Origin of the sequence: Thioalkalivibrio sp. ALE31 (assembly GCF_000377405.1) — a bacterium.
In the GTDB taxonomy this organism is placed as follows: Bacteria; Pseudomonadota; Gammaproteobacteria; order Ectothiorhodospirales; family Ectothiorhodospiraceae; genus Thioalkalivibrio.
This window is the reverse complement of record NZ_KB905020.1, coordinates 674243-691135: the sequence shown is the minus strand read 5'-3', so window position 1 is coordinate 691135 and position 16893 is coordinate 674243. Positions and strand designations below refer to the sequence as shown.

Below are 16893 nucleotides of genomic sequence, written 5' to 3'. Positions count from 1 at the left end.
TCAGGTGCGTGGTCGCGGCAGATTTTCGCGCTGACGGCGTTCCCACAGGGTCTTGCGGCTGATGCCCAGCGCCCGCGCGAGCTCCGTTTCGGTCATGCGGTCCTGGTTCTCCTGCACGAACTGGCGGAAGTACTCGTTCAGGCTCGAGCCCCGGGGCTTGCGGCGCGTCGGGAAGGCCGGGTTGGGGTGTTCCCCGGCCGCGCCGGTGTCCGGGGCCTCCAGGCCCATGTGCTCCGGCGCGATGTGTCCATCGGGGCAGAGGACCCATCCGCGCTCCAGGGCATTGGCCAGTTCGCGCACGTTGCCCGGCCAGTCCTGGGCCTCCAGGGCATCCCGCGCCGCTTGCGTCAGGCGGGGGACCGTTCCCGATCCGGCCAGCCCCTCGAGGAAATGCTGCGCCAGCGGCAGGATGTCCTCGCGCCGCTCGCGCAGGGGCGGGATCGCCAGCTCCAGTACCCGCAGGCGGTAGTAGAGGTCGGCCCGAAAGGCCTGATCCTCGATCATGCCCTCCAGATCGCGATGGGTCGCGGCCAGCAGGCGCACGTCGACTTTCTGATTCTCGTTGGCGCCCACCGGACGGATCTCGCCGTCCTGCAGTACGCGCAGCAGGCGCGCCTGGGCCGCCGGCGCGAGTTCGCCGATCTCGTCCAGGAACAGGGTGCCGCCATGGGCGCTCTGGATCAGGCCGGTGCGGGCCTTGACCGCCCCGGTGTAGGCGCCCTGGGCGTGCCCGAACAGCTCGGCCTCCACCAGGCCCTCCGGGATGGTGGCGCAGTTGACGGCCACGAAGGGCCCCCCGGCGCGCGGGCTCAGTTCATGCAGGGCGCGTGCGGCGAGCTCCTTGCCGGTGCCGGATTCCCCCCGCAGCAGCACGGTGGAGTGCGTGGCCGCCACGCGCCGGATCTGGTCGCGCAGCCGCTGCATCGCGGGGCTGTCGCCGATCAGGCCCAGGCCCGGGTGACTGAGGGTTTCGGTCCCGGCGTCGGGCGGCTCGGGCGGGAGGCGGTCGCGCGCCTCGCGTTCGCGCAGGGCGGCGCGCAGGGTCAGCAACAGTGCGTCGTGGTCGAAGGGCTTGGCGATGTAGTCGGCCGCGCCCTCTTTCATCGCGTTCACCGCCGAGGGGACCGATGCGTAGCTGGTCATGATGACCGTGGGCGAGCGGGTGAACTCGGGCAGCAGCTCGATGCCCTCGCCGTCCGGCAGGCGCAGATCCACCAGCTGGAGGTCGTAGGGGTCGGCCGCGGCCAGGGCGCGCGCCTCGGCCAGGTTCTCGGCCACGCCGACCTCGAAGCCGTGATGCTCCAGGAACCGGCGCACGGCGCGGCGGATCGGGGCTTCGTCGTCTACGAGCAGGATGCGGGTCATCGGTCTTGGTGCGGCAGCATGAGCAGGAATCGGGCCCCACCCTCGGGGCGGTTGGCGGCCATCAGGGTACCACCGTGGTCGCGCACGATGCTGTAGGCCACCGGCAGGCCCAGGCCGGTGCCCTGACCGGCCGGCTTGGTGGTGAAGAAGGGCTCGAACAGGCGTTCCAGGCTGGATTCGTCGATCCCGGGGCCGGCATCGTCGATGGTGATCTGGATGTGGCGGCCATGGACGCGCGCGGCGATCACGACCGTGGAGCCCTCGGGCGAGGCCTGCTCGGCGTTGGTCAGCAGGTTGATGAAGACCTGCAGCAGCGTGGCATGCGACCCGCGGACATGCAGCCCCTCCAGGCCCATGGTGGAGAACTGCAGGTCCTTGCGCCCGGCCAGGCGCGTCAGGCGAATGGCCTCGGCCAGGAGCTCGTCCAGCGCGATGGTCTCGAAGTGCCCCGCGGACGGCCCCTCGTCGGCGTGGGCGAAGGTGATCAGGGACTGCACGATCGCATTGATGCGCCGGGTCTGCGCGAGGATGTCGTCGGCGATGCCGCGGATCTCGTCGGGATCATCCTCCAGCGGCAGGGTCTGGGCCAGCGAGGCGATCCCGGTCAGCGGATTGCCGATCTCGTGGGCGACCCCGGCGGCAAAGCGGCCGATGGAGGCCAGGCGGTCGCCGTGGGCGATCTCGGACTCGAGCTGGGCGCGCTCGGTTACGTCCTCGATCAGGACCACGCGCCCCTCCACCTGGCCATGGGCATCCTGCAGCTCGGAACGGTGCAGGTTCAGGCGGCGATTGCCGGCGGGCAGATCCACGTTCAGCTTGTACCACTGCCGGTCCGGGCTCTCGAGGAAGGCCGTCAGCAGGCCGCTCCAGGGGCTGTCGAGCCGGCCGATGTTCTGGCCCACGGCGTCCTCGGTGGCCACACCGGTGAGTTGCGCCAGCGCCTGGTTCCAGCCGGTAATCTCGCCGCTATTGGTCAGGCTGGCCACCCCCAGCGGCAGCTCGTGCAGGATCTGGCGATGAAAGCGGCGCAGGGCATCCAGTTCGGCGGCCAGACCGGACAGTGGCAGGGAACGGGTTTCCAGCTGCTCCTCGATGCGCCGCAGACTTTCGCTGAGCGTCTGGCGGCCGGCGGCATCCAGGCGCAGGTGCTGGTCGACGATCATGCGCGCGAGGACCGGCCCGAGCAGACCGGACAGGTTGCGCTCGATACGTTCGCGCAGGTGGCGCAGGTCGCTGCGCGAGCGCGTGTGCCGCGGCAGGCCGAGGTCGTCAAGCGCGCGCTGGACCTCGTGATGCGCGGCACCCGGCCCCAGGGTGGCCGCCAGGGCGGTTTCCATCTCGGTCACGTCGCCAGCCAGGGGCAGGCCGGCCCCGGCCCCGGTGGACTCGTTGGGGCAGCAGGCTCGGCCGGCCTCGATCTCCTCGCGGTTGGGGCGGGTCAGCAGCGACCCGATCACGAACAGCAGGGCGTTGATGCCCAGGCTCAGCATCAGGGCGAAGGTCCATGGGTCCAGCATCCCGGCCAGCAGCCACTGTTGCGGGTCCGGCAGTCCGGTGGCGATGCCGGCATCCGACAATAGCGGCATTACCAGGGTGAAGGCCCAGCCGGCGATGCCCGCGGCCAGTCCGAGCAGGAAGCCGACCCGAGTCGCCTGTTTCCACAGCATCAGACCGATCAGGCCCGGCAGGAGCTGGGCCACCGCGGCGAACGAGATCAGCCCCAGCTGCGCCAGCCCCTCGACCACCTGCAACAGGCCGTAAAAGGCATAGCCCAGTCCGATGATGAACACGATCCAGATGCGCCGCCCCCAGAGCAGGCGGGTATAGATGTTGGCGCTGCGTTCTTCTTCGTTCAGCCGGGTCAGCGGCGAGAGGTAGTTGGTCCCCATGTGGGCCAGCGCAAGGGTGGTCACGATCATCATGGCGCTGGCGGCGGACAGCCCGCCGATAAAGACCAGCAGCGCCAGGCTGGGCGACTCCAGCAGTCCGGCGATCCCGATGGCGTAGTAGTTCGGCGAGATGCCGAGGCCGGCCGCCTCGCCGGCCCAGTAGAGGATCGGCATCGGCAGGTTCAGTAGCAGCAGGAACGCCGGGAAGGCCCAGGCAGCGGTGGTCAGGGCCTGCGGGTTGATGTTCTCGGTAAACAGCATGTGGAACTGGCGCGGCAGCAGGAAGGCCGCGGCAAAGGCGAGAATCATCATCGCGAACCAGCCACCCTCGCGCACCGGGGCGTACAGCGCATCGACCGCCTCGGGGTGCGCGGCCAGCCAGTCGTCGAGGCCGGCGAAACCGCCGAACACCGCGTACAGGGCCACCGCCGCGATGCCGAGGATGGCGATCAGCTTGACGATGGATTCGAAGGCGATGGCCAGCACCAGGCCGGCGTGCTTCTCGCGCGGGGCAATGTGGCGGGCCCCGAACAGGATCGCGAACAGCGCGATGGTGGCGCTGAAGGTCAGGGCGAGCAGGTGGGGCGGGGTTTCCGCGGTCAGGACCGCGGCGGACTCGGCCACCGCTTTGATCTGCAGGGCAATGTACGGAAGCACGCCGGCCAGCATGAACAGGGCCACCACCGGGCCGGTGAAGCGGCTGCGGTAGCGAAAGGCGAACAGGTCGGCCAGCGAGGTCAGTTGCTGTTCGCGGGTCACGCGCAGGATGGGGCGCAGCAGCCAGGGCGTGGCGGCGAAGGCCAGGGTCACGCCCAGGTAGATTGTCAGGTACAGATAGCCCTGTTCGGCCAGGAAGCCGAGGTTGCCGTAGAACGTCCAGGAGGTCGCGTAGACCCCCAGCGACAGGCTGAAGACCCAGCTGTTCGCCGCCAGCCGGCCGACTCGGGGGACGCGGTCGGCCAGGAAGGCGATGCCGAACAGCAGGGCCAGGTAGGCCACGCCCACCGCATAGAGCAGGCCGAGGCTAAGGGTCACGACGACCGCCCCGGCTCAGGGCCGCGATGGCCAGGATGAAGACTGCCCAGGCGGCGAACGGCCACCACCAGGCGGGGCTCAGATGGGCGACCCAGATCACCAGGGGGCTCAGGAACAGCAGGGCCCCGAGGAGGGCGATCAGGATGGCGCGCGGGGCGTCCATGGTCAGATGTTCCCCCGTGCCGGGCCGCTGCGGGGCACGGGTTCCTGCGGGGCCTTCCGGGTTGGCGCGCGGCGGGACAGCATGCGGCGAGTCTACACCGCGGCGGTCGCTCCGGGCAGCGTGGCGCGCAGCGGCAGGTATGCGGCGAGCGGCCGGCGCTGTAGCTGTTCCAGGGCCTCGGCCAGCTGGGCACCGGGTGCGTCCGGGGCCTGCTGGTCGGAAGGCGCCAGTCCGATCCGCCTCAGGGTGTCGGCGAGGTGGCGCCGCGCCGCATCCGCTCGAACCCCCGTGGCACCCGTGGCCTTGGCGAGTTTGTCGCCGCCGGGCGCGACCAGCACCGGATGGTGGGCATAGGCCGGCGGGGGGTGTCCCAGCGCCCGGTAAAGCTGCATCTGGCGCGGTGTAGAGCCCAGCAGGTCGATCCCGCGGACTACATGCGTGACGCCCAGGTCGAGGTCATCGACCACGGTGGCGAGCTGGTAGGCCACGATGCCGTCCGCGCGGCGGATGACGAAGTCACTCCCCAGGGCCTCCAGATCGAAGGCGACCGCACCGAGAAAACGGTCCTCGATGGCCCAGTAGCGGGTCGTTGCGCGGGCGCGCAGGGCGCGGGGCTCGCGTCCGGGCGGCAGGCCGTGGCGGCAGGTGCCCGGATAGACGGGGCCTTCCCAGCCAGGGCGGCCGTGGGTAGCCAGGTCCTTGCGGGTGCACCCGCAGGGAAAGGCCCGGTCGGTGTCCATCAGGGTATCCAGGGCCCGCTGGTAGGCGGGGCCGCGCTGGCCTTGCCAGACAATCGGTCCGTCCCAGCCGAGGTCGAAGGCCTCGAGGGTGCGCAGAATGGCATCGGCCGCCCCCGGGCGAACCCGGGGGGCGTCGATGTCGTCGATACGCAGGTGCCACTCGCCATCGGCACTCCGGGCGTCCAGCCAGGAGATGACGGCGGCCAGCAGGGAGCCCGCGTGCAGCGGGCCGGAAGGGGTCGGGGCAAACCGGCCGACGTAGCCGTCGACCGGGGACTGCGGTTCGGGCGTGGGGGTCACGGCCCGGCCGGGATCAGGCGCGCTGCTTTTCCTTGATCTCGTCGAGCTGCTTGCAGTCGATGCACATGGTGGCCGTCGGGCGGGCCTCCAGGCGACGAATGCCGATCTCCACGCCGCAGGTCTCGCAGTAGCCGTAGTCGTGGGTCTCGATCTTGCGCAGGGCCTCGTCGATCTTCTTCGACAGCTTGCGCTCGCGGTCGCGGGCCCGCAGTTCCAGGCCGAACTCTTCTTCCTGGGTGGCGCGGTCGGCCGGATCGGCGAAGTTGGCCGCGTCCTGGCGCATGTGCCCCACGGTGCGATCGACTTCCTCCGCCAGTTCCTGGCGCCATGCCCGCAGCAGGCTGCGGAAATGGTCCAGCTGATCCGGATTCATGTACTCTTCGTCCGGCTTCGGCTCGTAGGGCGCAATGCCCCCGGCGACCATGTGCTGGGTGGAGGGCTTGTCGGTCTTTTCGTCTGCAGCCATGCGGGCTTTCTCCGGCTGGAAAAATGAGGCGCACTTAGTACCAGAGTCGGACGGGGCGGGCAAGTCCCGTGCCATGACGGTTTGCGCCCGGTCGCCTCCGGACCTGCATGGGCTGCGAGCGGCGGGGCACTGTTTTCAGCGAGATACGGGAAGGGACCGGGAATCACGATGGCGGAATTGCAGGCACTGATCTTTGACGTCGACGGCACGCTGGCGGACACCGAGCGGGACGGGCATCGGGTGGCGTTCAACAAGGCGTTCGCGGACGCGGGCCTGGACTGGGACTGGAGTGTGGCGCGCTACGGCGAACTGCTGCGGGTCACCGGCGGCAAGGAACGCATTCGTCAGTACCTGTCGGAAGATCATCCCGAGGCCCTCGAAGAGCCGGGGATCGATGCCCGCATCCGCGAGCTGCATGCGGCCAAGACGCGTCACTACGTGGCCATGCTGGAGTCCGGCGCGATCCCGTTGCGCCCGGGCGTTCGCCGCCTGCTGGACGAGGCGGAGGCCGAAGGATTGCGTCTGGCCATTGCGACCACCACCACCCCCGAGAACGTGACCGCGTTGCTGGAGGCCACGCTGGGGAGCGCGGGGCCGTACCGCTTCGAGGTGATCTCCGCCGGGGACGTGGTGCCGGCCAAGAAACCCGCGCCGGATATCTTCACCCATGCGCTGGAGGCGATGAACCTGCCCGCCAGCGCCTGTCTGGCCCTGGAGGATTCCGACAACGGCGTCCGGTCCGCGCGCGCCGCCGGGCTGGAGGTGGTGGTCACCACCAACGACTACACCCGGGAACAGGACTTCGATGGCGCGCTGGCGGTGCTGGACGGGTTCGGCGAGCCGGACGCACCGGCGAGGGTTCTGGCCGGTCCTGCGCTGTCGGGCCCGGCGGTGGACGTGGCCACGCTGCGGGCCTGGCTCGCCAGCGCCCAGTCGTAGCGGGGGAGGCAGGTCAGTCGTGGTCGCGCGGCGGGATGCGCGGGTCCTCGATCTCGGTCTCGTCCAGCATCTGCGTATCCAGCATGAAGCCGATCGCGGCGTCGCTGATGCCGTTGATCACGAACTGCACGGCCAGCACCGCGAGGATCAGGCCGAAGACCTTGGTCAGGATGTCCTTCCCGGTATCGCCCAGGTACTGGACGATATAACGCGAGTAGACCATCGCGTAGTAGCAGGCGACCATGCAGGCCAGCACGCCGAGGAACACGAGCCCCGTGTGGTAGACCGTCGGGGCCTCGCTGGTCAGGATCATCACCGTGGCGATCGCGCCTGGGCCGCTCATGAACGGGATCGCCAGCGGGATCACCGAGATGTCCTCGGTCACGTGCCCCTTGTCGGCCTTCACCTCTTCGGCGGTCTCCTTCTCGGTCGCCCCCTTCTGCCGGATCATGCCGATCGCGATACCGAACAGGATGATCCCGCCAGCGATACGAAACGCCGCCAGGGTGATCCCGAACAGCTGGAAGATCACCCCGCCCAGCAGGGCGAAGGCGAACAGCAGGGAGGTGGCCACCTTGACCGAGCGCAGCGCGATCGCCCGGCGCTTCTCCTCCGATGCGCGCGGCAGCATCGCCGTGAAGATGAACGCCGTGGTCAGCGGGTTCACGATCACGAACACCGCCAGGAAGGTAACGACCAGGTATTCGAGTAACACAAGCATGTGTTCGAGCTTAGGCCGGAACCCGCAAGGTTGCGAGGCAGGCTCGCGCAGGTGGTCGGGTCATACCGCTCGCCACGACGCTGCGCGCCTCGCGATGACGGTGCCCCCTTCGCGTCATTGCGAGGAACAACGCGACGAAGCAATCTCCATGGGAAGCCCCGACGCCGGATCGTCGCGAGCGTGGGCAGGGACGGGGCCCGGTCGTTATACTCTGCGCGCATGAAGAAACGCCTGCACCCTGAATCCTTCCCGACCCTCGAGCACTTTGTCGGCAACACGCCGCTGGTGCGCCTGCAGCGCATGGCGGCCGACCTGCCGTCCACCGTGCTGGTGAAGCTCGAGGGCAACAATCCCGCCGGTTCGGTCAAGGACCGGCCCGCGCTGAACATGATCCAGGCGGCCGAGCGCCGCGGCGACATCCAGCCCGGCGATACCCTGATCGAGGCGACCAGCGGCAATACCGGCATCGCGCTGGCGATGGTCGCGGCGATGAAGGGCTATCGCATGATCCTGGTGATGCCGGACAACATGTCCGCCGAGCGCCGCGCCTCGATGAAGGCCTTTGGCGCCGAACTGGTGCTGGTCTCGCGCGAGGAGAGTATGGAGGGCGCGCGCGACCTGGCCGACCACATGGAGGCCGAGGGCAAGGGCCGGGTGCTGAACCAGTTCGGCAACCCGGACAACCCCGAGGCCCACTACATCGGCACCGGCCCGGAGATCTGGCGCGACACCGAGGGTACGGTGACCCACTTCGTCTCGGCGATGGGGACCACCGGCACCATCATGGGCGTGTCGCGCTATCTGAAGGAGCGCGACCCGGAGGTGCAGATCGTCGGCGTGCAGCCCACCGAGGGATCGTCCATCCCCGGTATCCGGCGCTGGCCGGAGGCGTACCTGCCCACCATCTTCGAGGCCTCGCGGGTGGACCAGACCGTGGACGTGACCCAGGAGGAGGCCGAGGACACCATGCGCCGGCTGGCCGCCGAGGAGGGTATCTTCGCCGGGGTCTCGTCCGGGGGTTCCGTGGCCGCAGCCCTGAAGCTTGCGGCCGCGACCGAGGGCGGGACCTTCGTCGCGATCATCTGTGACCGCGGCGACCGCTACATCTCCACCGGCGTGTTCCCGTCATGAGTGCCCCGGTCCTGATCTTCGATCTCGAGACCGTCCCCGACATCGACGGCGCCCGGCGCCTGCACGACTTCGACGGCCTCGACGATCACGAGGTGGCGGAGGCGCTGTTCGCCCTGCGCCGCGCGCAGGCCGGCACGGAGTTCCTGAAGCACCCGCTGCACCGCATCGTCTCCATCGGCGTGCTCTACCAGGGCGGCGACGCGCTGAAGCTCTCCGCCTTCGGGCGCGAGGGCGAGGATGGCCAGGCGCCGACCGAGGCCGAGCTGCTGCGCCAGTTCTTCGATGTAATCGACAAGCGCACGCCGCAGCTGGTCAGCTGGAACGGCGGCGGCTTCGACCTGCCGGTGCTGCACTACCGCGCGCTGGTCAATGGCGTGCAGGCCCCGCGCTACTGGGAGCAGGGCGACGACGACCGCGAGTTTCGCTACAACAACTACCTGTCGCGTTTCCACTGGCGCCATGTGGACCTGATGGACGTGCTGGCCGGGTTCCAGGGCCGTGCGGTCGCGAGCCTCGACATGATGGCGAGCCTGCTCGGCTTCCCCGGCAAGCTGGGCATGGACGGCTCCAAGGTCTGGCCGGCCTGGCGCGACGGCCGCGCCCGCGAGATCCACGACTACGTGGAGCACGACGTGCTGAACACCTATCTGGTCTGGCTGCGCTTCGAGTACATGCGCGGCAATCTGACCGACGCGGCCCTGGCCAGCCGGCAGCAGCAGCTGGCCGAGTATTTGGAGGCCAGCGGTGCCGCACACCACTGCGAATTCCTCGACGCCTGGCAGCCGGCCGGACGCGCGGACTGATGGCACGCATTGACAAGACCCCCTTCGAGGCCACCATCGAGGAGGTCACGCTGGATGGCCAGGGCGTGATCCGCCGCGAGGGCAAGGCCTGCTTCATCCACGGGGCGCTGAAGGGCGAGCGCGTGATGGCCCGGCAGACCGGGCGCAAGCGCCGTTTCGATTCCGCCGAGGTGGTCGAGGTGCTGGATCCGGCCCCGGGTCGGGTCGAACCGCCCTGCGAGTTTTTCGGCCTGTGCGGCGGCTGCAAGCTGCAGCATGCATCGATCGAGACCCAGCGTGCGATCAAGGAGCAGGCCCTGTTCGATGCCCTGGAGCGCATCGGCCACGTGACCCCCGAGGCCCGTTTCGAGCCGCTGACCGACACCACCCTCGGCTACCGCCGCACCGCGCGGCTGGGGGCGAAGTACGTGCCGAAGAAGGGCGGGGTGCTGGTTGGCTTTCGCGAGCGCGGCAGCCCGTATCTGGCCGAGATGACCCATTGCGAGGTGCTGCACCCGGCCGTGGGGCAGCGCATCCTGGCCCTGCGCGAGCTGATCGGTGGCCTCGAGGCGCGCGACCGCCTGCCGCAGATCGAGGTGGCGGTGGATGACGACGAGCGCGTGGCGCTGATCTTCCGCAACCTCGATCTGCTGTCGGAGGCGGACAGCGCGCGCCTGTCCGCCTGGGCGGAGGGCGAGGGCATTCAGGTGTATCTGCAGCCCGGCGGCCCGGAGACGGTGGAACCGCTGGCCGGGCCGATCGAGCCACTGGTCTATCGCCACCCGGACTACGGCGTGTCGGTCCCGTTCATGCCCACGGACTTCATCCAGGTGCATGCCGGCATCAACCGCAAGATGGTCCCGCAGGCGCTGGCCGCGCTGGACCTGCAGCCGGGCCAGCGGGTGCTGGATCTGTTCTGCGGGCTGGGCAACTTCACCCTGCCGCTGGCGCGCAGCGTGACGAACGGCGAGGTGGTCGGCGAAGTAGTTGGCGTCGAGGTGGACGACGCGATGCTGGCACGGGCGCGCGCCAATGCCCGCGACCAGGGCATCGCCAACACCCGCTACGAACGCGCCGATCTGGATGACGTCGAGGCCCTGAAGAACGCCGCATGGCTGGCCGAACGCTTTGAACGCGTACTGCTGGACCCGCCGCGTACCGGCGCGGCTGCGGTAATCGAGGCCCTGGCGCCGCAGCGGATCGAGCGCATGGTGTATGTGTCCTGCAACCCGGCCACGCTCGCCCGTGACGCCGAGCGCCTGGTGCATCATCATGGCTATCGCCTGGAGCGGGCCGGGATCATGGACATGTTCCCGCATACCGCCCATGTGGAATCCATGGCCGTGTTCCGGCGCGACTGACGCGCCGGCCCGACGAGCCAAGAGGGAGAGACCGAATGCTGGAGATCGTACAGGCGGGCGGCTGGCTGATGCTGCCGATCCTGCTGTGTTCCGTACTGGCCGTCGCCATCGTGCTGGAGCGGCTGTGGACGCTGCGCCGCTCGCGCGTGGTCCCGCCGCGCCTGCTGACCTCGGTGTGGGAGCAGATGCGCACCCAGGGGCTCAAGCTCGACGATATCCAGCGCCTCCGGGCCGGCTCGCCCCTGGGCGCGATCCTGGCGGCGGGGCTTGCGACCCATGACCGGGCCCGACAGATCACGCAGGAGAGCATCGAGGAGGCCGGCCGGCGCGTTGCGCATGAGCTCGAGCGCTACATGAACACGCTGGGCACCATCGCGATGATCACTCCGCTGCTGGGCCTGCTCGGCACCGTGGTCGGGATGATCGAGGTGTTCACCGTGATCACCGAGATCGGCGTGGGCAGCCCGCGCGATCTGGCTGGGGGGATCTCCCAGGCCCTGATCACCACCGCCGCCGGTATCGGCGTGGCGATCCCGGCGCTGGCCTTCCATCGCTACTTCCGCGGGCATATCGACGAGCTGGTGCTGGAGATGGAGCAGGAGGCCACCAAGCTGGTCGAGGTGATCCACGGCGAGCGCGCGGCCGGCGCGGCCGAGGGCGGGGCGCAGGCGTGAACTTCCGCGCGCCACGCCGCCAGGAGGAACCGGGTGTCAACCTGACGCCGTTGATCGACGTCGTCTTCCTGCTGCTGATCTTCTTCATGGTCTCCACGACCTTTGACCAGCACGCGGACATCGAGCTGACCCTGCCCTCGGCCGACCGCGAGGCCGAAGCGGTGGAGCGCGCCTGGATCGATATCGTGGTGGATGCCAACGGCAACTACTTCATCAATGGCCAGGAGCTGATCAATCGCCGCGCCGAGACCCTGGAGCGTGTGCTGTCCGAGGCGCGCGAGGGTCGCGAGGATGACCCGGTGCTGATCCGCGCCGACGCCAACGCCAGCCATCAGTCGGTCGTGCGCGCCCTGGACGTGGTGGGCCGCCTGGGCATTACGTCCGTGTCGATCGCCACGCTGGGCGAGGCTGCCGATGACGACTGACGAGCAGCACCCGCAGCACTTCGATTCCGGCTGGACGGTCTACCGTCGCCTGCTGAGCTATGCCTTCGTCTACTGGCCATTGCTGGCGATTGCCACGGTCGCGATGCTGGGCATGGCGGCGACCGAGGCGGGCTTCGCCGCGCTGATGAAGCCGCTGATGGACGAGTCCTTCGCCGAGGGCGAGGGCCATCCCCTGGTGGCGTGGATTCCGCTGGCCCTGATCGGCCTGTTTCTGGTCCGCGGCGTGGCCGAGTTCGGGTCCGTCTATGCGATGCGCTATGTCGGGCGGCAGGTGGTCAAGCGCCTGCGCGAGGAGCTGTTCGAGCGGCTGCTGCACATGCCGGTGCAGCGCTTTCAGGAGCAGAGCAGCGGCGAGCTGATCTCGCGCGTGACCTACAACGTGGAGCAGGTGGCGACGGCCGCGACCGACGGCTTCAGTACCCTGGTACGCGACACCCTGACGATCATCGCCCTGCTGGCCTGGATGTTCTGGCTGACGCCGACCCTGACCCTGACCATCCTGATCATCGCCCCGGTGCTGGCCGTGCTGGTGCGCGTCGTCACCAAGCACTTTCGCCGCATCTCGCACCGCCTGCAGTACAACATGGGCGATGTCACCCACGTGACCCAGGAGGTGATCGAGGGCCACCGGGTGGTGCGCATCTTCGGCGGCGAGACCTACGAGCGCGGGCGCTTCGAGGACATCAACGAGCGCAACCGCCGGCTGCATATGCGCATGGAGGGCATCAAGGCCGCCTATACCCCGACCATCCAGTTCCTGGTCGCGGCGGTACTGGCCTTCGTGATCTGGGTCGCGACCTCGGATTTCGGCGACGACACGGTCACGGCCGGCACGTTCGTCTCCTTCCTGACCGCCATGCTGCTGCTTTTGAGCCCGATCCGCCGGCTGTCGATGATCAACGCGACCCTGCAGCGCGGTATCGCGGCCGGGCAGAACATCTTCGCGGTGCTGGACGAGACGCCGGAGCGCGACACCGGCCACGTGCCGCTGGACCGCGCCGAGGGCCAGCTGGCATTCGAGGACGTGGCGTTTCGCTACAGCGCGGACGGCCCGGATGTGCTGAAGGCCATCTCCTTCGCGGTGGAGCCAGGCGAGAACGTGGCCCTGGTCGGGCGCTCGGGCAGCGGCAAGACCACGCTGGTCAATCTGCTGCCGCGTTTCTATCACCCGACCGAGGGGCGCATCCTGCTGGACGGCCACGACCTCGAGACCATCCGCCTGCGCGACCTGCGTCGGCAGATTGCCTATGTCGGCCAGAACGTCACCCTGTTCGCGGACACCGTCGCCGCCAATATCGCCTATGGGCGCCCCGAGGCGACCGAGGCGGAGATCCGCGAGGCGGCGCGCGCCGCGCATGCACTGGAATTCATCGAGCGCCTGCCCGACGGGATGCAGACCCTGGTGGGGGAAAACGGTACCCGTCTCTCCGGGGGGCAGCGCCAGCGTCTGGCGATCGCCCGCGCCCTGCTGCGGGACGCCCCGATCCTGATCCTGGACGAGGCCACCTCCGCCCTGGACAACGAATCCGAGCGCCAGGTGCAGGCCGCGCTGGATGCGCTGGTGAGCACGCGCACCACGCTGGTCATCGCCCACCGCCTTTCCACGGTTGAGGGCGCCGACCGCATCCTGGTGATGGACAACGGCCGCATCGTGGAGAGCGGGCGGCACGAGGAGCTGATCGCCCGAGGCGGGGTCTACACCCACCTGCACCGCCTGCAGTTCCGCGAGGAGGCGGGGGATGGGGGCTGATGCCGGGGGCTACGGGGATCGTCCGCTCCCGGTCTGGCGCGCGACCTGGCGGGATTACCGCCGCGGCGATGGCAGCCGGGCACGCGCCCGGCGGGGTTTCCTCACCCCGCCCGTGGATCGCGGTCGGCTGATCTGGATCAAGGCCGGCGGCAGCCCCGAGGACGTGCGCCTGGGGATCGAGCTGCTGGGTGCGGTGCGCGACAAGCGCCAGGACGTGCGCATCGTCCTGACCTTCGAACAGGATTACCCGGAGCTCTTCGAGCGCCACATGCAGCCGTTTCGCAAGGTCGGGGTGGGCTATGGTCCCTGTGACCGGCCGCGGGTGGTGCGCCGGGTGCTGCGGCGCTTTCAGCCCCACGGCATCCTGCTGGCCGGTGGCCGGGCGCCGGTCCATCTGTTGCAGGCGACCGAGGCGCCGGTGATCGCGGTGAACACCGCGCCGGCTACCGGGGCCATGTCCCCGGTGGCCTGCCACTGGCCCGTCGATCCTGTCGCCGCCGATGGCTGGCCGGCCGCCCGCGTTCGGGCGCTGGACCCGGCCGACCCCCAGGCCCGGTTCGTCGAGGCGCAGGCCGATGTGGTGCTGCGCTCGCTGGTTGGGGGCGGGGTGGAACGCCTGTGGTGGTGGCATGGCACGCCGGCGCAGTGGCCGGCCTGGCGGGCGGCCTGGGAGGCCTCCGGCTGGGGTCAGACCGACATCCTGCTGGCCAGCCTGCGCGGGGAGACGGACGCCGCCCCGTTGCCGGGTGCCGATCAGGTGGTCTCGGGCTGGGACCGGTCGGCGTTGCCGCCGGGGACCATCCTGCACCTGGATGATCGGCGCTGGTTCGCGGCCGCGGCCAGTGCCGCCCATGCAGTACATCTGGCCGCGCCGGATCGCCAGGCCCTGTGGCAGGGCCTGGCTGGCGGGGCGGCCGTGAGCCTGGGCGAGGCGCCGGCCGCGGAGGTGCCCTGCCCGGTGCTGGGCGAGCCGGCCGCGGTGCTGGCGGCCTGGCAGGCACTGCGGGACGACCCGGCTGCGCGGCGCCAGCAGGGTGATGCGGCCCGCCGACGCTTCTGGGAGGAGCGACGCCAGGTGGATGCAAATTTCGACGCCGTACTGCAGCAGGTCTGGGACTGGTAGCCATGGGCTCGCTGCAGGCATGGTTTGGTGCCCGGCTGTGGGATCAGTGGAGCCAGCGCGGGCCGTTCGCGGCGGCGATGTTTCCGCTGTCGCTGGTGTATGCCGGGCTGGCCGAGTGGAACCGTCAGCGCCAGGAACAATTGCGGCGCGACATCACCATCCCGGCCAAGGCAGTGATCGTGGTGGGGAATCTCACGCTGGGTGGCAGTGGCAAGACGCCGATGACCGTCTGGCTGGCCAAGCGTCTGCGTGCCGCCGGGTATCGGCCGGGTATTGTCAGCCGTGGCTACGGCGGGCGCGGGGACGTCGCCGGGATTGCGGTGACCCCCGATTCCGATCCGGTGGTGGTGGGGGATGAACCCCTGCTGATCGCGCGCCGCACCGGGGTGCCGGTGCAGGTGGACCGCGACCGGGTTCGCGGCGCGCGGGCCCTGACCGAGCAGGGGGTGGACGTGGTCATCGCCGATGACGGCATGCAGCATCACCGCCTGCCGCGCGACATCACCATCCTGATGGTCGACGGCAAGCGCCGCTTCGGTAACGGGCTGTGCCTGCCGGCGGGGCCGCTGCGCGAGCCCAGGCGGGCGCGCGAGCGGGCGGATTTCGTGATCGTGACCGGGGGCGAAGCCGGCCCCGGCGAGATTCCGATGGAACTGGTCCCGGCCAGCCGGCTGCTGCGGGTGGATGGGGCCGACGAGTCACGCAAGCCCCACCGGTTTGCCCGGCGCGATGCCCACGCCATCGCCGGTATTGCCGATCCGGAGCGCTTCTTCCGTACCCTGGAGGCGGCGAAGATCGGTATCATTCGACATCCGTTTCCCGACCATCATCGCTTCCTGCCGCACCAGATCCGCTTCGATGACGAGTTGCCGGTTCTGATGACCGAGAAGGATGCCGTAAAATGCCGGTCGTTTGCGCAGGACAATCACTGGTACTGGCCGATCGCGGCCCGGTTGCCAACCACTTTCGAGCCGGCGCTGCTCGCGCGTCTGGAGACCGTCAGTCGGCTCAAACACCTGGGGTAATGCATGGACAAGCGTCTGCTCGATATTCTGGTCTGCCCGGTCACCAAGGGTCCGCTGAAATATGACCGCGAGAACCAGGAGCTGATCTCGGTCTCCGCCGGTCTCGCCTATCCGATCCGCGACGACATCCCGGTCATGCTGGAGGACGAGGCCCGCGTGCTCTCCGAGGACGAGAAGGAACGCTGGCGCGAGGCCTGAGTCGCCGCATGACGGGCTTCGTCGTGGTGATCCCGGCCCGCATGGCCTCCAGCCGGCTGCCGGACAAGCCGCTCGCGGCGGTCGCCGGGCGCCCGCTGATCGCGCATGTGATCAGCCGGGCGCAGGAGAGTGCCGCGGGCCGCGTGATCGTGGCCGGGGATGACGACCGCATCCTCGCGGTCGCGCGCCAGTGCGGGGCCGAGGCCTTCCTGACCGATCCCGCGCTGCCCTCGGGCACCGACCGCATCGCCGCGGTCGCGGCCGCCGAGGGCTGGGGGGACGAGTCCATCGTGGTCAACCTGCAGGGCGATGAGCCGCTGACTCCGGGACCATTGCTGGATGACCTGGCGGCCCTGCTGGCGCAGACCCCGCAGGCGGATATGGCCACCCTCGGCGTGCCGATCCGCTGTGCCCAGGATTTGGCGGACCCCAATCAGGTCAAGCTGGTGACCGACCGCAGCGGTCGGGCGCTGTACTTCTCCCGTGCCCCGATCCCCATGGATCGCGAGGCCCACCGCGCCGGGCAGGTGCCGGCCGTAGAGCAGGCCACCCGCCACCTGGGCCTGTATGCCTACCGCGCCGGGTTCCTGCGGCGTATGAGCGCCGAGCCGCCGGCCCCGCTGGAAGAACTGGAGCAGCTGGAGCAGCTGCGCGCCCTCGACATGGGCGCGTGGATCCAGGTCGGCCGCCGTGCCGAGGCCCATCCGCCCGGCGTCGATACCCCGGAAGACCTGGACCGCGTCGACGCCTTCCTGTCCGGGCGCGCCCGCGCCTGATCCCCGCCC

At 69.6% G+C, this 16893-nt stretch carries 17 protein-coding genes; 11 read left to right on the top strand and 6 right to left on the bottom strand.

All coding sequences use genetic code 11. The features are described 5' to 3' along the window. The 5 genes from D103_RS0103190 to dksA form a co-directional block, all read right to left on the bottom strand. Entirely contained in the window at positions 1 to 1365 is a 1365-nt protein-coding gene (locus D103_RS0103190; protein WP_018875799.1) for a sigma-54 dependent transcriptional regulator, read from the bottom strand. Further along, positions 1362 to 4289 (bottom strand): sensor histidine kinase, encoded by a 2928-nt coding sequence (locus D103_RS0103185; RefSeq protein ID WP_018875798.1) that lies wholly within the window; start codon positions 4287 to 4289, stop codon positions 1362 to 1364. The genes D103_RS0103190 and D103_RS0103185 overlap by 4 nt, the downstream gene beginning before the upstream one ends. After that, positions 4279 to 4452, bottom strand: coding sequence for a hypothetical protein (locus D103_RS14220; RefSeq protein ID WP_018866931.1), 174 nt, complete (start codon positions 4450 to 4452; stop codon positions 4279 to 4281). The genes D103_RS0103185 and D103_RS14220 overlap by 11 nt, the downstream gene beginning before the upstream one ends. A gap of 92 nt (positions 4453 to 4544) precedes the next feature. After that, on the bottom strand, positions 4545 to 5492 hold the full coding sequence (gene gluQRS, locus D103_RS0103175; RefSeq protein ID WP_018875797.1) for a tRNA glutamyl-Q(34) synthetase GluQRS: 948 nt from the start codon (positions 5490 to 5492) through the stop codon (positions 4545 to 4547). A 13-nt stretch (positions 5493 to 5505) separates the two neighbouring features. Next, positions 5506 to 5958, bottom strand: coding sequence for an RNA polymerase-binding protein DksA (gene dksA, locus D103_RS0103170; RefSeq protein ID WP_018866929.1), 453 nt, complete (start codon positions 5956 to 5958; stop codon positions 5506 to 5508). A gap of 168 nt (positions 5959 to 6126) precedes the next feature. On the opposite strand from dksA, the gene D103_RS0103165 reads away from it, so the two are divergent. Further along, a complete protein-coding gene (locus D103_RS0103165; RefSeq protein WP_018875796.1) occupies positions 6127 to 6897 on the top strand; it encodes an HAD family hydrolase in 771 nt (256 codons plus the stop codon). 13 nt (positions 6898 to 6910) lie between these two features. On the opposite strand, the gene D103_RS0103160 is transcribed toward D103_RS0103165, so the two are convergent. Beyond that, complete coding sequence (locus D103_RS0103160) at positions 6911 to 7618, bottom strand: MarC family protein (protein ID WP_018875795.1); 708 nt, start codon at positions 7616 to 7618, stop codon at positions 6911 to 6913. A gap of 219 nt (positions 7619 to 7837) precedes the next feature. Between D103_RS0103160 and cysM the strand changes: the two genes are divergently transcribed. The 10 genes from cysM to kdsB are packed head-to-tail and all read left to right on the top strand — an operon-like array spanning position 7838 to position 16884. After that, on the top strand, positions 7838 to 8749 hold the full coding sequence (gene cysM, locus D103_RS0103155; protein WP_018875794.1) for a cysteine synthase CysM: 912 nt from the start codon (positions 7838 to 7840) through the stop codon (positions 8747 to 8749). Further along, positions 8746 to 9552: a 3'-5' exonuclease gene (locus D103_RS0103150; protein ID WP_018875793.1), complete on the top strand. Its 807-nt coding sequence runs from the start codon at positions 8746 to 8748 to the stop codon at positions 9550 to 9552. The genes cysM and D103_RS0103150 overlap by 4 nt, the downstream gene beginning before the upstream one ends. After that, on the top strand, positions 9552 to 10892 hold the full coding sequence (gene rlmD / locus D103_RS0103145) for a 23S rRNA (uracil(1939)-C(5))-methyltransferase RlmD (protein ID WP_018875792.1): 1341 nt from the start codon (positions 9552 to 9554) through the stop codon (positions 10890 to 10892). The genes D103_RS0103150 and rlmD overlap by 1 nt, the downstream gene beginning before the upstream one ends. Before the next feature lie 35 nt (positions 10893 to 10927). Beyond that, a complete protein-coding gene (locus D103_RS0103140) occupies positions 10928 to 11566 on the top strand; it encodes a MotA/TolQ/ExbB proton channel family protein (RefSeq protein ID WP_018875791.1) in 639 nt (212 codons plus the stop codon). Next, positions 11563 to 11991, top strand: coding sequence for a biopolymer transporter ExbD (locus D103_RS0103135; protein WP_018875790.1), 429 nt, complete (start codon positions 11563 to 11565; stop codon positions 11989 to 11991). The genes D103_RS0103140 and D103_RS0103135 overlap by 4 nt, the downstream gene beginning before the upstream one ends. After that, a complete protein-coding gene (gene msbA / locus D103_RS0103130) occupies positions 11981 to 13762 on the top strand; it encodes a lipid A export permease/ATP-binding protein MsbA (RefSeq protein ID WP_018875789.1) in 1782 nt (593 codons plus the stop codon). The genes D103_RS0103135 and msbA overlap by 11 nt, the downstream gene beginning before the upstream one ends. Then, complete coding sequence (locus D103_RS0103125; RefSeq protein WP_018875788.1) at positions 13752 to 14885, top strand: glycosyltransferase N-terminal domain-containing protein; 1134 nt, start codon at positions 13752 to 13754, stop codon at positions 14883 to 14885. Before msbA ends, D103_RS0103125 begins: the two co-directional genes overlap by 11 nt. Positions 14886 to 14887: 2 nt before the next feature. Beyond that, a complete protein-coding gene (lpxK, locus tag D103_RS0103120; protein ID WP_018875787.1) occupies positions 14888 to 15910 on the top strand; it encodes a tetraacyldisaccharide 4'-kinase in 1023 nt (340 codons plus the stop codon). Positions 15911 to 15913: 3 nt separating this feature from the next. Beyond that, positions 15914 to 16108, top strand: a complete 195-nt coding sequence (locus tag D103_RS0103115; RefSeq protein ID WP_018866918.1) for a Trm112 family protein — start codon at positions 15914 to 15916, stop codon at positions 16106 to 16108. A gap of 8 nt (positions 16109 to 16116) precedes the next feature. Further along, on the top strand, positions 16117 to 16884 hold the full coding sequence (kdsB, locus tag D103_RS0103110; protein ID WP_018875786.1) for a 3-deoxy-manno-octulosonate cytidylyltransferase: 768 nt from the start codon (positions 16117 to 16119) through the stop codon (positions 16882 to 16884). The last annotated feature ends 9 nt before the right edge of the window (positions 16885 to 16893 follow it).